The organism is Chryseobacterium fluminis, assembly GCF_026314945.1.
GTDB lineage: Bacteria > Bacteroidota > Bacteroidia > Flavobacteriales > Weeksellaceae > Chryseobacterium > Chryseobacterium fluminis.
On the sequence record NZ_CP111121.1, the window covers coordinates 3,261,046 to 3,281,750 of the forward strand.

General features: G+C 37.1%; 19 protein-coding genes. 10 read left to right on the forward strand and 9 right to left on the reverse strand.

Annotation, left to right across the window (positions count from 1 at the left end; all coding sequences use genetic code 11):
- Window positions 1–22 precede the first annotated feature (22 nt).
- Entirely contained in the window at window positions 23–598 is a 576-nt protein-coding gene (locus ODZ84_RS14965; RefSeq protein WP_266173199.1) for a pentapeptide repeat-containing protein, read from the forward strand.
- Between the two features lie 119 nt (window positions 599–717).
- On the opposite strand, the gene ODZ84_RS14970 is transcribed toward ODZ84_RS14965, so the two are convergent.
- From ODZ84_RS14970 to ODZ84_RS14980, 3 genes are all read right to left on the reverse strand, one after another.
- Complete coding sequence (locus ODZ84_RS14970) at window positions 718–1,431, reverse strand: C40 family peptidase (protein ID WP_266173201.1); 714 nt, start codon at window positions 1,429–1,431, stop codon at window positions 718–720.
- A 547-nt stretch (window positions 1,432–1,978) separates the two neighbouring features.
- Window positions 1,979–2,359 (reverse strand): response regulator, encoded by a 381-nt coding sequence (locus ODZ84_RS14975; RefSeq protein WP_266173202.1) that lies wholly within the window; start codon window positions 2,357–2,359, stop codon window positions 1,979–1,981.
- A 4-nt stretch (window positions 2,360–2,363) separates the two neighbouring features.
- Window positions 2,364–3,893 carry a PAS domain-containing sensor histidine kinase gene (locus ODZ84_RS14980; RefSeq protein ID WP_266173203.1) on the reverse strand — a complete coding sequence of 510 codons (1,530 nt, stop codon included), beginning with the start codon at window positions 3,891–3,893 and terminating at the stop codon, window positions 2,364–2,366.
- A 387-nt stretch (window positions 3,894–4,280) separates the two neighbouring features.
- On the opposite strand from ODZ84_RS14980, the gene ODZ84_RS14985 reads away from it, so the two are divergent.
- From ODZ84_RS14985 to ODZ84_RS15015, 7 genes are all read left to right on the forward strand, one after another.
- Window positions 4,281–4,781, forward strand: a complete 501-nt coding sequence (locus ODZ84_RS14985; protein WP_266173204.1) for a M15 family metallopeptidase — start codon at window positions 4,281–4,283, stop codon at window positions 4,779–4,781.
- Window positions 4,782–5,201: 420 nt separating this feature from the next.
- Window positions 5,202–6,239 (forward strand): patatin-like phospholipase family protein, encoded by a 1,038-nt coding sequence (locus ODZ84_RS14990; protein WP_266173205.1) that lies wholly within the window; start codon window positions 5,202–5,204, stop codon window positions 6,237–6,239.
- A gap of 218 nt (window positions 6,240–6,457) precedes the next feature.
- Entirely contained in the window at window positions 6,458–6,628 is a 171-nt protein-coding gene (locus ODZ84_RS14995; RefSeq protein ID WP_266173206.1) for a hypothetical protein, read from the forward strand.
- Between the two features lie 171 nt (window positions 6,629–6,799).
- Window positions 6,800–7,444, forward strand: coding sequence for a leucine-rich repeat domain-containing protein (locus ODZ84_RS15000; protein ID WP_266173208.1), 645 nt, complete (start codon window positions 6,800–6,802; stop codon window positions 7,442–7,444).
- A 163-nt stretch (window positions 7,445–7,607) separates the two neighbouring features.
- Complete coding sequence (locus ODZ84_RS15005; RefSeq protein ID WP_266173210.1) at window positions 7,608–8,528, forward strand: helix-turn-helix transcriptional regulator; 921 nt, start codon at window positions 7,608–7,610, stop codon at window positions 8,526–8,528.
- A 49-nt stretch (window positions 8,529–8,577) separates the two neighbouring features.
- Entirely contained in the window at window positions 8,578–9,204 is a 627-nt protein-coding gene (locus ODZ84_RS15010; RefSeq protein WP_266173212.1) for an energy transducer TonB, read from the forward strand.
- 4 nt (window positions 9,205–9,208) lie between these two features.
- Window positions 9,209–9,640, forward strand: a complete 432-nt coding sequence (locus tag ODZ84_RS15015) for a nucleoside deaminase (RefSeq protein WP_266173213.1) — start codon at window positions 9,209–9,211, stop codon at window positions 9,638–9,640.
- Here the strand turns inward: ODZ84_RS15015 and ODZ84_RS15020 are convergent.
- The 4 genes from ODZ84_RS15020 to ODZ84_RS15035 form a co-directional block, all read right to left on the reverse strand.
- Entirely contained in the window at window positions 9,637–10,170 is a 534-nt protein-coding gene (locus tag ODZ84_RS15020; RefSeq protein WP_266173215.1) for a GNAT family N-acetyltransferase, read from the reverse strand. The genes ODZ84_RS15015 and ODZ84_RS15020 overlap by 4 nt on opposite strands.
- Window positions 10,171–10,216: 46 nt before the next feature.
- Window positions 10,217–10,975, reverse strand: coding sequence for a type III pantothenate kinase (locus tag ODZ84_RS15025; protein ID WP_266173217.1), 759 nt, complete (start codon window positions 10,973–10,975; stop codon window positions 10,217–10,219).
- Between the two features lie 198 nt (window positions 10,976–11,173).
- Entirely contained in the window at window positions 11,174–13,012 is a 1,839-nt protein-coding gene (locus ODZ84_RS15030) for a M1 family metallopeptidase (RefSeq protein ID WP_266173219.1), read from the reverse strand.
- 284 nt (window positions 13,013–13,296) lie between these two features.
- Complete coding sequence (locus ODZ84_RS15035; RefSeq protein WP_266173220.1) at window positions 13,297–14,988, reverse strand: DUF6909 family protein; 1,692 nt, start codon at window positions 14,986–14,988, stop codon at window positions 13,297–13,299.
- 309 nt (window positions 14,989–15,297) lie between these two features.
- On the opposite strand from ODZ84_RS15035, the gene ODZ84_RS15040 reads away from it, so the two are divergent.
- Complete coding sequence (locus tag ODZ84_RS15040; protein ID WP_266173221.1) at window positions 15,298–17,493, forward strand: glutamine synthetase III family protein; 2,196 nt, start codon at window positions 15,298–15,300, stop codon at window positions 17,491–17,493.
- Between the two features lie 282 nt (window positions 17,494–17,775).
- On the opposite strand, the gene ODZ84_RS15045 is transcribed toward ODZ84_RS15040, so the two are convergent.
- Entirely contained in the window at window positions 17,776–18,423 is a 648-nt protein-coding gene (locus tag ODZ84_RS15045) for a prephenate dehydratase (RefSeq protein WP_266173223.1), read from the reverse strand.
- A 286-nt stretch (window positions 18,424–18,709) separates the two neighbouring features.
- Window positions 18,710–19,483, reverse strand: coding sequence for an XRE family transcriptional regulator (locus ODZ84_RS15050; RefSeq protein ID WP_266173224.1), 774 nt, complete (start codon window positions 19,481–19,483; stop codon window positions 18,710–18,712).
- Window positions 19,484–19,544: 61 nt separating this feature from the next.
- On the opposite strand from ODZ84_RS15050, the gene dinB reads away from it, so the two are divergent.
- Window positions 19,545–20,693, forward strand: coding sequence for a DNA polymerase IV (dinB, locus tag ODZ84_RS15055; RefSeq protein WP_266173225.1), 1,149 nt, complete (start codon window positions 19,545–19,547; stop codon window positions 20,691–20,693).
- Window positions 20,694–20,705: the final 12 nt, after the last annotated feature.

Below are 20,705 nucleotides of genomic sequence, written 5' to 3' on the forward strand. Positions count from 1 at the left end.
TTTACGACAAAATCATACTCTCATGAAAGAAGCATACATTTTGGACCAGACTTTCGAAGATGCCGTTTTTTCACAGTTTGAAAAAGGTGAATATGAAAACTGTGTATTCCGGAATTGTAATTTTGAATACGCAGATCTGTCGGGTTTCAGTTTTAGCGACTGTCAATTCGTAGCGTGTAATCTGAGTATGTCAAAACTTGTTTCTACGGCCTTTCGTGAGGTTATTTTTAAAGAATGTAAGATGTTCGGACTTCACTTTGATGACTGCAATGCATTTGGAATGGCTTTTAGTTTTGAGGGCTGCCTGTTGCACCATTCAATTTTCTACAGAACAAACATAAAGAGAACTCAGTTTAAAAATTCAAAGCTTATAGAGGCGGATTTTTCCGACTGTGATCTTTCTTTTGCCGTCTTTAACCACTGCGATCTGGCTGGGGCTGTTTTCGAGAATACCAACCTGGAAAAAGCAGATTTCAGAACATCAGTCAACTATTCGATAGATCCTGCTCAGAACAGGCTGAAAAAGGCTAAATTTTCACTTTCCGGAATCGACGGACTTTTGCAACAGTTCGACATCGAAATTGATAAAAATAGCTAACATCAGACAGAGTAGATATAGACTGGAAAAGATTGGCGATATAGAAAGTTATTAAAATTTAAAAATAAAAAAACCATCAACATATTGATGGTTTCATTATTTAAATCAATTATTTAAAATTAAAAACTTGTTGCGTTTGATGCTGGAGTTGTACTGGCCAGATTATTATAGGCTTCTCCGTTTTCGTTGATTACTCTTTTTCCGAATCTGTATTTAGGTCCCCAGTAAGAGTCATTTAATGAAGAAATCATTACCCCCCTTGATGTAGCAGCGTGAATGAATTTAACCTCCCCCTCTTCTGTTACACTTTCTACAATACCAACGTGAGAAATTCTTCTTCCATGAGAAAAGAAAATAAGGTCTCCTTTCTGAAGGTTTTCCTTTTCAATTTTTTCTCCTTCCTGTGACTGAGAGGCAGCTACTCTAGGTAAGCTAAGGCCTGCTGCGGCACCGAATACAGAAAGAACGAAAGCTGAACAATCGATACCATTTCTTGTCATCCCTCCATATCTGTAAGGTGTTCCCAAGTATGTTTCAGCTTCTGTTAAGACATTGTCGATCGTTTTGTTGTGTCTGATTGCCTTGGCTATCTCAGAATTCTTAACTGCGTTTTTAGCATTTACTAAAGATGCCGCTTTTTCTGCAAGGAAAGAATCAATTAATCTTTGCTTGTCCTGCTCCATCTTCTTCGTATCAAGAGAAGCAAGTTTGGCATCTGTTTTGTATTCTTTAGTGTAAGTTGCTGGTTTTGAAACTACATAATTGGTAGCGCAAGACTGTAAGGAAACTGTAGAAACTAAAGCAACTAAATAAAACAAAACTCTTTTCTTCATATAAATTTGATTTAACCGTGTTAAAAAAGGAATAGTATTTTTCAAAAGCACTACAAAAGTATGTATTCCAACTAAAAAAGCCCTGATATGATAATTGTCAGGTTCTTATTTTAACACATTTTAACATATTATTTAGGTATGTTAAAAAAAAATAAACCGCAGCCGCCTGTTTTAGGCAAGGATGCGGTTTTTTTTATTAAGATTCTTTAACAAAACCAATTCGATTTCCGTTGTTAATCAGGTGTTCAGTTTTAAAACTCTAATTTTTACGTTTGTTAATAAAGCAGAATATTTTAAACTAAGTTTACCTGCATTGCAATTCTAATTGCTCAAATCAGATGTTTTTTTATAATACGATCATCAATAGGTTTAAAAAGTTAAATAACAATTATCGATACATCATCAGAGGCATATACTTTTATAAGATGCCGAAAAAAAGGAGAATTAAAATAACGATATTTTAATTCTCCTATGGTTGGTATGATCATACAAACAGTATGCTCCAGTCTTAAATTAACTGTACAATTAATGGGAATGTTACGGCAGACTAATTGACTTGTCGTATATCTGATAATACATTTTGAATTTTCACAGATACTTCATCCATATCAAATGGTTTGGCAATAAATCCGTCGGCCCCGGCATTACTGGCGATTTCGTTGCCATCAACACTGGCGGAAAGAATAATTACAGGCAGATGCTCCAATTCTTTCGTTCCTCTGATTGTTCTTAACAACTGGTCTCCCGACAGTACCGGCATCCAGAGATCCATAAGGAGCAGGTCCGGCAGGGTCTGACTGATCTCTTTGATTAAATTGGTACTGTTGCTTTCTGTATAAACGGTATACCCTTCGATTTCAAGGATCATTTCCAGAACTTCCAATATTCCGGGGTCGTCATCACAAATCATTATTTTTTTTCCTTCCATTTTCTTATCTTTTCATAATTGGTAAAGTGAAATTGAATGTAGATCCCGAACCTATTTCACTTTCTACCCATAATGTTCCATTGTGTTTAGCGATGATCTCATGGCATATATAAAGCCCTATTCCCATACCCGGAAATTTTTTCTGAATGTCCCGGGCGCGGAAGAACCTGTCAAAAATCTTTGCCTGATCCTGCTGGCTTATGCCCATACCATAATCCTTTACAGAGACCTTTACAAAATTTCCGACCCTGTTACAGTATACATCAATCTTGTCTTTTCCCGGTGAGTACTTAATGGCATTGGATACAAGGTTATTAATCACCTGCGAGATTTGCAGCTCATCTCCCAGAATGTCTGCTTTAGTGTTACTGATGATGTTAATTTTATATTCCGGTGTTGCCAGTGCAAGATTTTCAACGGTATCTTTTATCAGTTTGTCGATATCGAACGGTTCCTTATGGATCTCAATATTTCCGGACTGGATTTTGGATGTATCCAACAGTTCTGATATCAGATTATTCAGCCGGTCTACATAAACGGATACTTTCCCCAGCGTAGTGACAAATTTTTCAGATGAATTTTCCGGAATCATTCTTTCAAGCAACTGCACAAAGCCCTTAATCGTCGTCAAAGGTGTTTTTAATTCGTGGCTTGCGATAGAAAGAAAGTCATCCTTGCGTCTGTCAATCTCTTTTTTGTCAGTAATATCCTCGATAGCAATTAGGATGCGGTCTTTATACTGCCCCTCAAACTCTACCCGGTAAGCATTAACCAGCATGATCTTTTTTCCTATATAAGGAAAATCGTGCTCGACTTCAAAATCGATCACCGGATTGTTCGTAGGCAGAATTTTTGTTAAAAGATCCTTTAACCGGTCAATATCCCACTGGTGATTACCCAGCTCAAAAAGGACTTTTCCAATGGTATCTTCAGAAGTGACTTTAAAAGAATTAAGAAAGTGCGTATTGGCACTGAGGACTTTATACTCTGCATCTAATACCAGCAGGCTCTCTCTTACCGTCTGAATAATACTTGAAAGAAATGCCTCGTTATCGCGAAGTTCCTTGGTGCGCTCTTTGATCTTTCTATCTACCGATGCTTTTTCTTCCCTCAACTCTGTTTCGTATTTCTTACGTTCTGTAATGTCATTCTGTACACCGATAAAGTGGGTTACATTTCCGTTATGATCAAGAACCGGAGAAATGATCAGTTCGTTCCAGAATAAATTTCCGTTCTTTTTGTAGTTTCTGATCTCTACTTTGCATTCAGTACCGTTCTGTATAGCATCCTTAATCTTTTGACGTTCAGGCTGAGACCTGTCCTGAGCCTGTAAGAAACGGCAATTATGACCTATAACCTCATTGTGTGAATATCCGGTCATATTCTCAAAGGATTTATTACAGTAGATAATGGGATTGTCCGGCTGTCTGTTATCTGTGATGATGATGCCTGATCTTGCTGAATTTAGTGCCTGCAGATAAATATTGTTATTCAGATTATCATTTATTGCATCACTGTCAATATATGTTTCCATATGGACTTATTACTAGATATTATATTATACGAAATATTAATATTTCACTTTTTTTCTAAATCAACTAAAATTGTGCCTTAATATTATTTAATAGTTATTAATAATAGTTTAATTTTTTACTTGTGAAGTATGGTAGGTAAGAAGTATATTTCATTCTCCATTTTTTATAGTTAACTGTCTTATTTATACTGTTTTTCTTGCAAACTAATAAATGATTTTTAACATATACAAAATATGACAGTATTTATAAAAATTGTATTGGTGAAAATATTTAAAATTTTAATAACCGAATACATATAATAGATTAATTTTATTATTCAAAAATACGTCAAGTTTTGACGTTCATGAAACATAATTTTGTTTATCAAAACATACAAACTTATAATTATGGACAAAGTTAGCCTAGGAAGAATCGAAAAACTGCACCCTTATGTCAGAGAGGAAGTGAAGCAAATTATTAAAGAATGCGATGAAGCATTAGAAGGAAGAGCAAAAATCAGAATTACCCAGGGTTTAAGAAGTTTTGAGGAACAGGAAAAACTCTACGCGATCGGTAGACTGACCACAGGAAAAAAAGTAACGAATGCCAAAGCAGGACAAAGTATTCATAACTATGGTCTTGCTGTAGATATTTGTTTAATTATTGACGGAAAAACCGCAAGCTGGGATACCGCTAAAGACTGGGATAATGACGGCGTTGCCGATTGGTACGAATGTGTAAAAATTTTTGCAAGACATGGCTGGGACTGGGGAGGAAACTGGAAAACTTTTAAAGACCTGCCGCATTTTGAAAAAAAGAATATTACTACGAAAAAAGGAGTGATTAAGACAAGCTGGAGAACTCTTTTGAAAATGACCAGGGATAAAGAAGGATATGTTATTTTATAAAACTTCGGTGAATGCATGTCCGATAAAATGATTAACGGCTGATCTTTTGTACTGAAGATGTTGATAATACAGGCTTCTAAACTGTATAAAACAAAATGTATGGAAAATTCACCATCATATGATATTATAGTAGACGAAATTTTTCAGATTCTACAAATGGTTTCTGTGAAAACTAAAACCTTGGATGCTAATGGATATTATTACATACAATTAAATACTTAGAAATATTTCAAACAAATTTCCCCTTTTAGAGAATTTATTTTTTAATACGACAAGTTCTGTCGCTTTCCGCGTCTACCTTTGGATTGCAGAAACGCTAAAGCAATATCTATAAAAGAGCTAAAACCAATAGTAAAAATCATCAACTATTGGTTTTACTTGTCTTAGGTTGCCAGGTTTTCTGTGAAAAAGTAAAATAACATGAAAAAAACAACCATTCTTTCTTTAGACGGGGGCGGAATACGGGGGATCATCACCTGTATTATTCTACGCTACATAGAGGAGCAATTGCAGATTCATGATAAGCCAAGCGCCAAACTTGGTGATTATTTTGATCTGGTAGCCGGAAGCAGTACAGGAGGTCTGATTGCGTCTATTATTCTATGCCCTGACGAACACCGAAAAGCAAAATATTCTATTCAAAAAGGATTAGAGCTATATGCTGAAAAAGGGGGAGACATATTTCAGGTCTCTTTTTGGGAAAGATTAGTAAATCCTTTTGGATTACTGAACGAAAAAATTTCTCAGGAAGCTCTTGAAAAAAATTTAAATGACTTTTTTGGAAAGTTAGAATTAAAAGAACTGATAAAACCATGCCTGATCACCAGTTATGATATAGAGAACCGAAGAGCAAAACTTTTTAACTCCTGGAAGGCCAATGTAAGCACAGATAATTTTTATGTAAAAGATGTCTGCAGAGCTACTTCTGCTGCTCCAACCTATTTCAGCCCTGTTCAGATAAAATCGATGTACGGACAGATTTTCAGTCTGATTGACGGCGGAATGTTTGCCAATAATCCTTCACTCTGCGCTTACGCCGAAGCCCGGAAAATATCTTTTGCAGAAGTGTTAAAAAACCATCAGAAAGCAAATCATCCGACGGTTAATGACATGATTATGATTTCTATCGGAACCGGTATCGAATCCAGGAGCTATTCATTTAAAAAAATGGAAAAATCCGGCAAACTGGGATGGGTGAATCCTATTATTGATATTTTAATGTCTGCCAATGCAGAGACTGTAGATTACCAGCTTTGTCAGATGTTTCAGACCTTGGGACTGCGGAATCAGAAAAATTACTACCGACTGAATCCTTCACTGAAAAATGCTTCTCCGGCGATGGATAACGTAAGAAGATCAAATATTGAGAATCTGATTCAGGCCGGATTAAGTTATATAGATGATAACAGGGAAACCCTGAACCAAATTGTACAGAAACTTATTAAAAACAAAATATAAGCAGTTTTCCTTATAATTATTAGATATAAGCAATTCAGCTAATATTTAAATTTAAAAATATTTCTAAAAACACGTCAAGTTTTGTCGTTCTTCGCTTCTATCTTTGAAATATAAACAAAGGCACAAAATACATCATTAAAAACTTTTAAACCTTATGGAATTCAACATTTATAAATGCTGGACAGCCTGAAATATGTTCAAATTATAAAACGCCAAACATGGAAACACCAAATTGCCAACCTGATATACTTTTCGATGAAGAGCTTTACACCATTGAATGGAGCGATATCGAAAATGCAGAGATAGACTATGAAAACTATCTCAACGATATTGAAAATTTCTTCCGACAGGATTTTGAGAGTGACATTCTCGAAGAAGATATTTATTAAACAATTTAAACACATCGGTTCTGTGCTGTTCAGCCTATTCCTCAAAAACCAATAATCATTTTTATGTCTCACCACCTTTGAACTCACCATTCACAAGATGCTGAACAGCCGGAACTGTGTTTAGATTACAATACATCATACCATTTTATTAAATACCAACACAAAAATATTATGACAACAAGAGAAAAACTAAAAAAATATTTTGAGGCCGGAGATAAGCCTACCCAACAGGAATTTTACGAATGGCTGGATTCTTACTGGCATAAGGAAGACGCGATTCCTCAGGACTCGCTTAACATTTTATACACGCATGTAAATCCCGAAAATTATTGGCAGGATTCAACCCTATTAACTACACCGGTTTTATGCCTTACCGTTCCTGAACAGATCAAGTCAATAGCAATTGGATCTTTTGCTTATGATACCAAAACAGAACAGATTGTGGAAGTTGTTTTTAACGACGGGTTGGAAATAATAGGAATGTTTTCATTTTACGGACAGAATATCAGGCATATTAAAACGCCCCCCAATCTAAAATCTGTTGAACCCGGTGTTTTTCAGAATCAGGAATATTATGGAGGTGCTTATGCAAGACTGGAAAAAATAACACTCAACGAAGGATTGATCAATATTGCAAGTGATGCATTCAATATTCCCAAAGCCACATTTATAAGGGATTTGTACATTCCTTCATCGGTTACCACCGTAAGTTCTAATGGTCTTGCCATTGCTTCGTTGGAGACGGTTTCTGCACCTGCGGGTTTAAATCTGAGTACTTCAGGTATTCCCGCTAATGCTGTGATTACTTATCGATAATTGTAGATATAAATTGAGAATATGGATTAGATTTCTTTTAAAAAAAAATAAAACACGACATATTTTGTCGCATTAAGAGCATATCTTTGTGGTACCAAACTTTTAACTGTGAAACAGGCTCAGTATTTTATCAGAAAATGCCGGCCAAAAAAAATTATTTCGAATGAAAAAAGATTTTTACCTGACCAGATATGCCTTAATCATAAAAAGATTAGAAAGTTCTCCGGCTACCTATTCGCAGCTGGAGGACTATCTGCTCAACTCTTTTGAATTTCAGGATGCGGGCATCAAGAGTTACTCGATCCGCACGCTGCAGAGGGATATCCGGGAAATTTCTGATCTTTTTAATCTTTCCATTCATAATAAAAAAAAGGGCGATAACCGGTATTATATCGAAAGCCGGCCCATCATGGAAGTAGACGAATACAACCAAAAATTATTGGAATCTTTCCAGGTGAGCAATGCTTTAAATCTTCATCCGGATTTTTCAAACTTTATCTTTTTTGAAAACCGGAAACCTACGGGAGTAGATCATTTTTATGATCTTTTCTTTGCGATCCGTAATAGAAGAATTGTCAGCTTCGAGCATTATAATTATAAAAATAAACTGATGACCTCACGAAAAGTTCATCCGCTGGCTTTAAAAGAATCTAAAGGACGGTGGTATCTTATTGCCATCGATACTAAGGATGAAATGCTGAAATCTTTCGGACTCGACAGAATCAATTATCTGGATGTCGATAAAAACAAATTCCGCGAAAAATACAAATACAACCTTAGAGAACATTTTAAAAATGCTTTCGGAGTGATGAACCTTGCCGAACAGAAACCTCAGCAGATTGTTATCAAATGCAGTAAACATCAGGGAGAATATATTAAAAGCTTCCCACTTCACCAATCTCAGAAAGAAACCAAAGAAACCCTTACAGAAACTTTTTTCGAATTTTTTCTCCATCCGACTTATGACTTTATGCAGGAAATCCTTTCTTATGGAAAAGAAGTACAGGTTTTGGAACCAAAAGGTTTAGTGGATGACATCCGCAATCACCTGCAGGAATCCCTGAACAAATATTTTGAAAATTAATTGTCCTTCAATCTCTGTTTTTTCATTACATTTACATAAATAACATATCGTGAAATCTCTGTTTCTTTACTTTTTTTGTTGGATCCCCTTTTTCTGTTTTTCTCAGCAGGCAGAAGAATTTAAGAATGTAAAGAACTATTACAACCAGCATCGCGTACTGCTTAATAACGAATTTCGAAAGAAATATGACGGTGAGCCCAATATGTTGAATAAAGATGCCATAAAAAGAGATTTTGTCTTTTTTATGAAGAAAATGGACAGTATCGAAAATACGGCATTAGTAGGTGCTTTACTGAAGGTTAAAAATCTGGAAGATCTTAGCAACATCAGGAATAAAACAGCAAGGCTTCCTGAACCGACCTCAGACATCACCTCATCCGAAGGTCAGATGGCTGAATATCCCGGCGGCATGAACACCCTGAGACAACAAGTCGCTAATCTTTTTTATATCGAAGGGGTACATTCCGAAATGAAGACCGCAAAAGCTCTTGTAGCCTTTATTGTAGAAAAAGACGGGACCATCAGCAATGTACAGGCGTCAGGAGATAATTTTACTTTTAACAGACAGGCAGAAATTGCTTTATATTCCGTTCCCCAAAAATTTACTCCTGCTGTTTTTAACGGGGAATCTGTACGATATCGTTTCAAACTTCCTTTAACGATGACTATTGAATAAACCAATGTTTACAGATGAATATTACATGAAAATGGCTCTGCAGGAAGCCGAAACTGCTCTTGAAAAAGATGAGGTTCCCATCGGATGTATTGTCGTTTCCAATAACCGTGTGATTGCCAGAGCCCATAATCTTACAGAAACCCTGAATGATGTCACTGCCCATGCCGAGATGCAGGCCATAACGTCAGCAGCTAATTTTCTGGGTGGAAAATATCTGATCAGCTGCACCCTGTATGTTACCATGGAACCTTGCGTGATGTGTTCCGGGGCACTTTCGTGGTCTCAGATATCAAAGGTAGTCATTGGAGCCCGCGATGAGCAAAGAGGATTCATCAATAAACACCTTTCCTTACATCCCAAAACAGAAATCATTACCGGAATTATGGAAAATGAATGTTCAGCGATTGTAAAAGATTTTTTTAGGTCAAAGCGTTAATCTTTATCCCTGAAAACAGAATACATCGGAATATCATAGTATTTGCCGTCTTTCTTGAGATGTTGTTTCAAAACAGCCTCCTGTTCCATTCCTATTTTCTGCATGATCTTTCCGGAAGCCGGGTTGTGAGGAAAATGAGTGGCGTAAATCTTATTAAAGCCCAGCTCTTTAAACCCGAAATCAATGACTGCTGTTGCCGCTTCGGTTACATATCCGTTATTCCAGAATGGTTTTGCCAGCCAGTATCCTATTTCAGCTTTATCAGAACCTTCATCATGAAGGCCGATCGCCCCGATGATCTGCTCATTTTTATTCCTGATAGCGAAAGTAAATCCTTTGTTTGCCGCAAATGTTTCTTTTGAAATTTTAAGCCAGAACTCAGCGTCTTCCTTTCGGTAAGGATAAGGAATGTTGGTTGTGAGCTCCGAAAAAATTTTTTCCTGAAGATATTCAACAATCAAATAAAGATCTTCTTCTCTCAGTTCAGAAAGAATTAATCTTTCCGTTTCTATTTTAGGGAAATTTTTCATTGCTTTAAGGTTGAGATTTTAAAGTGATTATTTCATTTCAGTAGAATTATAGATCTTTCCCTAAAAAATAGAGCCCTTTTAAGGTGTGCAGCCGGTCCATTAAATGAATTTTATCCGTTAATGGTTTATAGACATGGGAAACTCCACCGGTAGCGATGACGAAACAGTCATCATTCACCTCATCATTAATTCTGTCGACAAATCCTTCTACCATTCCTAAAAAGCCGTATACCATCCCGCTTTGCATACAGCTTACGGTATCTAATCCTAATACGGTTTCCGGTTTTTTTAATTCAATTTCAGGGAGTTGGGCGGTCTGACTGATGAGAGAATTCAGCGCTGTAATAATTCCAGGGGCAATAATGACACCCAGGGATTCTCCGGTTTCCGAAATGCAGCTGGCTGTAAGTGCTGTTCCAAAATCGAGAACAATCTTCTTTCTTCCCGGATAAAGCATGTGTGCAGCTACCAGATTGGCATAAATATCGGTTCCTCTCGACTTTGATTTTGCCTTAACGACAGACGGTGTCGTACTGTCAACAATTACCGGATTTATGCTATGAATTTTCCTTATTGCCGCACTCATTACTTTTGTAAGCTGAGGGACCACAGAGCCGATGATTACTCTGTCAATGTTTTCCGGTTCAACTTTATAGGTCTGGTACAGCATGAGCATCTGCACATATAATTCGTCTGCGGTTCTGTACGGTTTTGTATTGATGACCCAGGATATATCACAATTGTCATCATCAAAAAGACCAAATCTGATATTGCTGTTTCCTACGTTGATTACGATTGAATTCATTGACCTGTTTTTTCTGAAGGGTCTGCTTACAACAGAAACTCCTGTTTATTTTAAGGGGATAAATTTAATGATTTTCATAAAAACTATGGGTCAATCTCCCATAAATTCGTCCTGTCCTTAAAAAAGATTAAATAAATTTCCACGAACAAAAAATCCCACAGCATACGTGTGGGATTCAGTAATTATTTTTCAGGCGTGTTATTTCACTTCAACAAAATTATCCGCCGGATTAACATCTGCTATTCTCTGGCTGAAATCAATTCCTAAAACAGACAATTGATCTTTTGTGTAAGGCACCGTTATTACATATTCTTTCTGTGTCCACGGCCAGTAAAGCATTGTTTTAAAATCTCCGTACCCGTCTTTTGTTTTCCAGGTATGGGTCATATTTAACGGAATCTGGTAGGTGACCACTTTTTTATCTTTGGTCAGTACACTGAAGTCGATGGGCATTGGCACCTGACCGTTGTTCACTAAAGTAACAGTGGTAGATTTTGCTTCATACTTCACCTCTTTGATTCCATAATCGATTGTTTTTGTGGTATAGATCCAGTAATTATGAAACCATTTCAGATCCATTCCGGAAACTTTTTGGGCAATATGTAAAAAGTCTCTGTCCGAAGGATGTTTCAGGCTCCATTGATCATAGTATTGCTTCAGGGTCTCCGATAAATTCTGCTCCCCCATAATGTATCCCAACTGCACCAGATACAATTCTCCCTTTACATAAGAAGCATATGAATATGAAGTTCCGTTATCATGATGGTCGCCGAACCATATGGCAGGCTCCTCAATTCCTTTTTTGATAAAACTTCTGTAGGCATTCAATTTATCGGTAAACGGATTCGGAAGTTTTTCCGGAAAAAGCTGATGCATCACAAAGCTTTCGGCGTAGCTGGTAAAGCCTTCATCCATCCACGGGCGCATCGGTTCATTGGTAGCCAGCATCTGCTGGTACCAGGAATGAGAGCCTTCATGAGCCATTAACCCCATTAAATCTTTAATATCTTTGGATTCACCCAGAATCATTGTACACATGCCGTATTCCATGCCACCGTCTCCGCCTTGAATAAATGCATAGGTAGGATAGGCGTATTTTCCGAAATGAGAATTCATGATCTGGAAATATTTCGTCACGTAAGGTTGGGCTTCTTCCCAAACTTTAGTTTTATCATTGGGTTGATACACGAAGAAAACTTTAGGTCCCTGCGGAACATCAAAACTTTTTACAATATAATCCCGATCTGCACTCCAGGCAAAGTCCAGAATATTTTTAGCAGTCCATTTCCAGGTTGCTTTTTTATTTTTTTCAGCTTTAATTTTTGCATTGGTATTATAACCTTTTACTTCTGCGGGGTTTTCAAGAATCCCTCCGGCTCCGATGACATAGTCTTTGTCAATTTTAATAGTTACGTCGAAATCTGAAAACGGAGCATGAAATTCTCTTCCGATATAGTCGAAGGTTGCCCAGCCATCATAATCATATTCTGCAATTTTCGGATACCATTGGGTCATGGTCATATCAACGCCTTCTCTGTTGTTTCTTCCGCTTCTTCTGATCTGCTGAGGAATCACGGCATCCCATTCCATGGTAAAAGTCGTTGTGGAATTAGGTTTAATAGGTTCTGCCAGATATACTTTCATCACGGTCTCCTGAACCTCAAACTTTACCGCTTTACCATTCTGTTTAAGCCAGTGAATGTTTTGGGCCCCTTCTTCATTTTTCGGAATCGAAGCTAACCTCGAAATACCGTCTTTCTGTAATCTGGAGTCTCCGTTTTTTCCCTGGGCGGCTACTCTCTGATCCATCATAGAATTAGGCTTAAAAGCATTCCAGTACAGATGAAAATAAACCACATTCAGTTCATCCGGTGAGTTGTTGGTGTATTCTAAAGTCTGATTTCCCTGGTAAGTAAATTTTTCAGCGTTCACATCAATATCCATCCTGTACTTCGCACTCTGCTGATAGTAAGCTCCCTGCTGAGCCTGAAACTGAGAAATGATAAACGCAAAAATGATTGCAACCGATTTTTTCATTTAAAATTTTATTTTTTTTAAAGGTATGTATTTTAAATAACAACCTCAAACGTGGCGTTATATTGAGGTTGTCCTGTTTGTTATGGTTTTAGATTAATATTATTTTAATTGTTAAATTTTATCCTCTGAACTTTTTTTAACATCATGGTTGTCCGATATATAAAAAAGCAATGAGTTCGACAGTCTTTTGATCGCAGTAATCTGGTCAGATCTTCCCTAAAACAAAAAATCCTTCAAGATTTGAACTTAAAGGATTAGATCGATTCTTAATGAAGTTAAGAAAATTATTTTTTAACGGCAATTTCTTTATTTCCGCTGCGAAGGATCTTTTCAAGGATTCTTAACGTGATCAGGTAAGTCGGTTTTACACCAGTAAGCCCCAAACCTCCTGAAGAAAGTGTGCTTCCTGTTTCCAAAGGATTATCCGAAGCATAATAGGCATACATTACGAATAGATCCGGTGAAATATGATGTCTGATTTTAGAGGCTACCTGAATGGCTTTCTGGTAATGTGCACCTTCCATTTCAAGTCCGATTGCCTTCCAGGAAGTATTCATAAAATAGGAGAGGATGTCTCTGTTTTGAAGTGAGGTGCCTAAAACAGTGATCATCGGGCCTTCAAAAGCTTTTAATTCATCATCATCAAAATCTTCCAGCTTTAAAGCATTTTCAAAAGGGTAGTTGTCTGCGGTACCTTCAAAAATATGAGATGTAGGAATCATGATGTCTCCCTTTCCGCCAGCCAGAATCCCGGCTTTACCCATAATGGAGACAGATTTTACTTTCATCATATAAACCTCGCTTTTATGCTCATAAGGTCTTAATAGTTCGTCCATTACCTCGTAAGCCTGTTCGCCAAAAGCATAATCGAAAACCATAATCACATCGTCTCCGTCATATTTTATACCGCTGAACGGCGTATTTTTAAGATTCGTTTTACTTAAATCAATGATCTGAACATCAATATTACTTCCACTTTTATCATTAATATAAATCAAACCTTCCTCCAGCGCGTATTTAGAAACTTTATCCCGGAGTTCTTTTTTATCAGAAATCTCTCCGTAGAGTTTATAATCTACCTCTTTCGTGTCTTTTTTCTTTAAGGCATCGTTGGCATATAACATATTTTTCACCGAGTGCATATTGGCGGAAATAATATGCAGCGGGCGCATGTGAAGATTATTTTCAAATAAAACTTCTTTCACTTTATCTGCCCATTTTTCACCGAAATAATGATGCCCCACTCTTTCTTTTAATATGGCACTGAAATGAATTTCTCTTTCCCTTGTCTGTTTAGCATCTTCCAGACTTACTTTTCCTAAGTTGTAGATTATCTTAAATAAACGGTCCGGGTTGCTGTCATCACCGAAAGTATTGTAGGCATTTAGTGTTTCTTCAAAAGTCCTTCCGATTAAAGAAGACAAATGAATCAAAGCGACCTCTTTTTCTTTTCTGCTGAATTTCTTTTCCCCTTTCACCACTTCTTCAATAATTTTAAAAGCCCGCGTAGGTTTCCAGTTTTCTTCCTGGTTGAAAGCCAGGTTTCTGATCTTATCAGCCTCTATAAATAAGAAGGTAAGGTGCGTAAGAATATCATAAATTTCAGAACGTCCTAAAAGAACCTCAATATTCATTTGATGTTCATCTATTCTGTAACAGTTTCTTCTTCTCTTTTTAGGTACAATAGGTTCGAAACTTCCCTTATCAAAACCTTCATCTGATGTAAGATGAATAAAAGCACATTCTTCAATGCCTTCTGGAAGTCTGTCTAAAACATACATCAAACCATTCAATTCCAGCTTGCCTGGAACACTCATGGTACCGTAAATTTCCGGATTGATCGTCTTTAACAAACTTCTAATGCTTTCTCCGGAAACTCCGCTCGGCTTGAAAAAACCTCTATAAAACAGGTGTCTCATAGATATGTATAGTCTTTCAATGGCCTCGGTAGTTTCTCTTGCTCTAGAATTTGTCATATAGTAAAATTTTTATAAAAAGTCTGCTAAGTTACGAAAAATATATTTAATAATATAATTGATTAATAATCAGGTATATAATCATTGAAGCTTCTGTTATGCGTTTTAAAATTAATATATATTAAACAATCCGGGAAGCGATTCAGAATAAATTTTATTAATGTATGAACTGTAGCTTTATAACCGTTACCAATTATCAAATATTTGTTTAATTTTTAGTTAAAATTTAACTGACCCCTTAAATTTTGAGGGTAAAAACATTTTCAATACATTTTTTTTGTAAATTTGCCCCGTAAAAATTAACCTCATATGTCAACTTTAAGATTCAAAGCGTTAGAAACTTTACCATTCAAGGACTTTAGAAAGGATAATTCTATTGAAGTTCCTGTAAAATTGTCAGAATTATTCTGTCAGAATGTTTTCTCGGAAGAAACCATGAGAGAATATTTAACGAAAGAAGCATTCCAGTCTATTCTGGATGCTATGAAAAAGGGAACTAAAATCCAGAGACACATTGCAGACCAGGTAGCAGTGGCTATGAAAGACTGGGCAATGAGCAAAGGAGTAACACACTATACTCACTGGTTTCAGCCTTTGACAGGAACGACAGCAGAAAAGCACGATTCTTTCTTTACGCCGATAGAAGGGGGCAGAGCCATTGAAAGATTCAGCGGAAACTTACTGATTCAGCAGGAACCGGATGCATCTTCCTTCCCGAACGGTGGGATCAGAAACACATTTGAAGCAAGAGGTTATACAGCCTGGGATCCTACATCTCCGGCATTTATTATGGGAACTACATTGTGTATTCCTTCTATTTTTATCTCTTATACAGGAGAAACACTGGATTATAAAGCACCTCTTCTGAGAGCTTTGAACGCGGTAGACGAAGCGGCAACCCAGGTGATGCAGTATTTCGATAAAAACGTAACGAAAGTAACGCCTACTTTAGGGTGGGAACAAGAATATTTCCTGGTGGATTCAGCATTATTCCAGTCTCGTCCGGATCTCGTGCTTACCGGGAAAACTTTGCTGGGACACTCTCCTGCTAAAGGACAGCAGTTAGACGATCACTATTTCGGTTCTATTCCTACAAGAGTCATGAATTTCATGAAAGAGCTGGAAATCGAATGTATGAAATTGGGTATTCCGGTAACAACAAGACACAACGAGGTGGCTCCTAACCAATTTGAGCTGGCTCCGATGTTTGAGGAAGTAAATGTAGCTGTAGACCACAATTCTCTTTTGATGGATATTATGGCAAGAATTGCGCACAGACATCATTTCCATATTTTATTCCACGAAAAACCATTCGCAGGAGTAAACGGAAGCGGGAAACACAACAACTGGTCTTTAGCAACGGATACAGGTGAAAACCTTTTAAGCCCGGGGAAAAATCCTAAGAAAAACTTACAGTTCTTAACATTCTTTGTAAATACCATTAAAGCGGTTCACGAATATGCCGATCTTTTAAGAGCAAGTATCGCTTCTGCGAGCAACGACCACAGATTAGGGGCCAACGAAGCACCACCGGCAATTATTTCGGTATTTATCGGAAGTCAGTTGTTCAGAGTGTTGGAAGAGCTTGAAAAAGTAACGGAAGGAAAGCTTTCACCGGACGAAAAAACAGATTTAAAATTAAATGTAGTTGGAAAAATTCCTGAAATCCTGTTGGACAACACCGACAGAAACAGAACTTCTCCATTTGCGTTTACAGGAAATAAATTTGAGATCAGAGCGGTAGGTTCTTCTGCCAACTGTGCAGAATCGATGACGGTAATGAATACCATCGCTGCAAAACAGTTAAACGATTTCAAAAAAGAAGTTGATGCTTTAATTGAGAAAGGGCTTAAAAAAGATGAAGCCATTTTCAATGTATTGAGAGAATACATCAAGCAGTGTAAAAACATCATGTTTGAAGGAGACGGATATTCTGATGACTGGGCTCTGGAAGCTGAAAAAAGAGGGTTAAACAATCTGAAAACCACTCCTGAAGCGCTTAAGCAGGAAATGGATCAGAAATTCGTTGACTTATACGAAGAGATGGGAATTTTTAACCACAGAGAAGTTGAAGCCAGAAACGAAATCAAATTAGAAAAATATTCTACAGTTATTGATATTGAAGCAAGAGTTTTAAGTGATATCGCAAGAAACCACATTATTCCTTCTGCTTTAAAGTATCAGAACAGATTAATTGAAAACGTAAAAGGTCTTAAGGAAATTTTCGGAGATCAAGAATTCAGGACTTTGGCGAAAGAGCAGATGAGCTTAATTTCCCATATTTCTGAAAATGTTTCTAAAATTAAATTAGGGGTTGAAGATCTTATTCAAGCCAGAGAAACCGCAAAAGCTGTATCTGAAAGTCAGGAGCAGGCAGAAGCATACTGTAACGAAGTAAAACCTTTATTTGATATCATCAGAGAGGCGTCCGACGATCTTGAAATGATGGTGGATGATGAGCTTTGGCCGATGACAAAATACAGAGAAATGTTGTTTACAAAATAACATTTGTAAAGTTCCATATTGGTGAAACTCTCCGATTTTATCGGGGAGTTTTTATTTTTTCTTATCAGCTTGTTTGTACTGGCTTTGCTAGCTGAGGAATAAATTAATTGAATATTGGATGATCAGATTACCAAATTGATTGAAATTAAATATGAAAAGTATACTGATTAATAAAAAGTAGAACTTCAAAAAAAGTTTAATACGGCTAATGTTTTGTAGAAAAAATGGTTTTGAATTTATTTATCGTAGGCCGGCCCTATAATACTATTATTATTGGGCCTTTTATTTTTTAGAAATAATTATAAACTTGGTTTTATTATTTTTATCATCCTGAATATCTGTGTAAATAACTTTCAGTTTGTATAATTTTGCTGCTTCGGAATTGGCAATTGCCGCCGCTTTTTCTTCGGGATGTTCTGACACCCATTTCGCCGCTGCGGAAGTAGAAGAATATTCTATTCTGGGAATAACGGGATAAAGGCTGTCAAGAAAGTGTCTTGACTGCCTTAGAGCCTGTGGATGAGAATAGATCTTTCTAACAGCTACTGTGCCGGGAACAATCATTAAGTTTTGAGATATCGGGAGTTCTACCGAATCTTCTATCTTTAAATCTGAAAATTCTTTCAGTGCCCTTTCAGTGGCTAAAACGACGCCTCCTATTGAATTTTTTAAAGGAACAACTGCTTTTTCCACGCTTCCTGAACGTACAGAAACAAAACAATCTTCAATGCTGTTTTGAAAAACCAAAATTTGTGATGGAAATTTCTTTCCTGCTGCCTGATGAGTGAACGATCCCATAGGGCCCAGGCAAGCTATTTTTTTTGTATAAAAACTTTTGTTTGATATACATGCGCAGAGAAGAAGACTTACAAACAGGATAAATCCTGTTAGATACTGTATTGATTTAATTCTTATTGTGTTTTTTTTCATAATAAATGGGAATATTAAGATTATTGATGATGTTTTAATTAATTTCAATAAACACTCTTCCTGATGTCTTTGCTCATAATGGTTTATACATGACAGAATATTGCTGGAAACAACAAACAGCAGAAATTTTAAAAGTACCTCATCATTCGTTTTTTTAAAATTAAACTAATTAATTGAGTTTTTAATGAAGCTTTAATATATCTGCCTTATAGGTCTGAGTTTTAATAACCGGGTTAGAGTTCTGTTTAAAATATTATGAAATTTATCCGCTTTTTTTTGAAAGAATTCAATGTGGCGGAAGTTTATTACTTAATTTTTCAATATCTTTTCTTAATTCCAGAAACAGGTCTTTCAGATTATAATTTTCAAGCTGGTCGGGTTCAAAGTCTTCAGGAAAAATTCCGGATGCGTACTGCCATATTTCTACAACTTCTCCCAAAGAAATATCGTAAGGCTTATAAAATGAATTATCAGCAGCTACAGTGATCGACTTTTTCTTTTTGGCTTTCAGTCTTTTATAGGAAATACCGTCATTGAGGGTTACAAAAACATAGCTTTTATTCACCTTCAGTTCCTCTGTATTTTCAACATATTTTCCGATAATGTAGGATCCGTCTTTGAAAGGAGGCATGGAGTCACCCTGAGCAGGAAATGCCCTGTATTTTCCATTCGTTAAAAACGGTAATGAGATTCTCTGCAGGTTTTCAATGTATTCCGGATCACTGTAACCGGACAAATATCCCATAGATGCTTTCTGGGGAACAATTTCAATACTGTTGTTTCCCAGCCTGTCGACCACTACCGGTAATACGATTCTGTTGTCAGGAAGTTTCAGGATATCCTCAAGTGGGTATTTTCGGATATCCACGGTAAGAAGCAGATCAATACTTACATTAAAATACTTCGAAATTTTAATTAAAACTTCGTACGGTGCTTCTGAACGTCCATCTTCATATTTTGAATACCGAACCCTGCTCATCAAAATTTCATCCGCGAGTTCTTTCTGGGATATATTTTTCTGAGCTCTTAAAAACCTGATGTTATCTGAGAAAATTGACATTGATACAAATTGTATCAGCAAATATATGAAAAATGATACAGTTTGTATCTAATTTTGTAAAGTGAACCGAGCAATTGTACATATGGACCTGGATACATTTTTTGTATCCTGCGAGAGGCGTAATGACGAGCGGCTTGACGGGATTCCCCTGATTATAGGAGGCGGAGACCGTGGAGTCGTTGCTTCCTGTTCTTATGAAGCACGGAAATTCGGAGTCCGGTCGGCCATGCCCATCCGGATGGCGCTCAGATTGTGTCCGGAGGCCAAAGTGATCCGGGGTGATCATGAACTTTATTCCAATTTATCTCATACCGTTACCGAAATTATTCAGGAAAAAGTTCCCGTCATGGAAAAAGCAAGTATCGATGAATTTTATCTGGATCTTTCCGGAATGGATAAGTTTTTCGGCTGTTATCAGTGGACGCAGGAAATTGCGGCTGCAGTGACCAAAGAAACGGGGCTGCCGATAAGTTTTGCCTTATCCACGAACAAAACGGTTTCGAAGATCGGAACAGGGGAATCTAAACCGGTGGGAAGGCTGGAAATTAAGGAAATGGAAGTTCAGCCTTTCTTGAATCCACTATCCATCAAAAAGATTCCGATGGTAGGGGATAAGACGTTCCATCTGCTGTCACGGATGGGAATTCGTGCCATTCATACTTTAGCGGAAATGCCGGTGCAGGTCCTGCAGCAGATGATCGGGGTGAATGGTCAGGAACTGTGGAAAAAAGCAAATGGCATCGATGAAAATCCTGTGATTCCCTATTCGGAACGAAAGTCGATTTCAACAGAGAAGACCTTTACGAATGATACGATGGATATGCCAGAGCTCAGAAGACTCATCTCGGGAATGGCAGAACAGCTGGCTTATCAGTTAAGACAGGAGAAATGGCTGACTTCTACGGTCGTTGTAAAGATCCGTTATGCCAATTTTGATACGGAAACCAAACAGCATAAAGTTGCCTATACTTCAGCTGATCATACCTTGTCAAGGGTGGCACTGGAACTCTTCAGTAAAGTGTATACAAGAAGAATGCGGCTGAGGCTGGTAGGGCTGCGTTTCACAGGGCTTGTGCATGGTCATCATCAGATGAACCTGTTTGAAGATACGGAAGAACAGATGAGTTTATACCAGACGATGGATTATCTGAAGAACAGGTTTGGTACTGATGCAGTCGGCAGGGCATCCGGTTTTGATTTTGGAAAATAACGTGTAAACCTT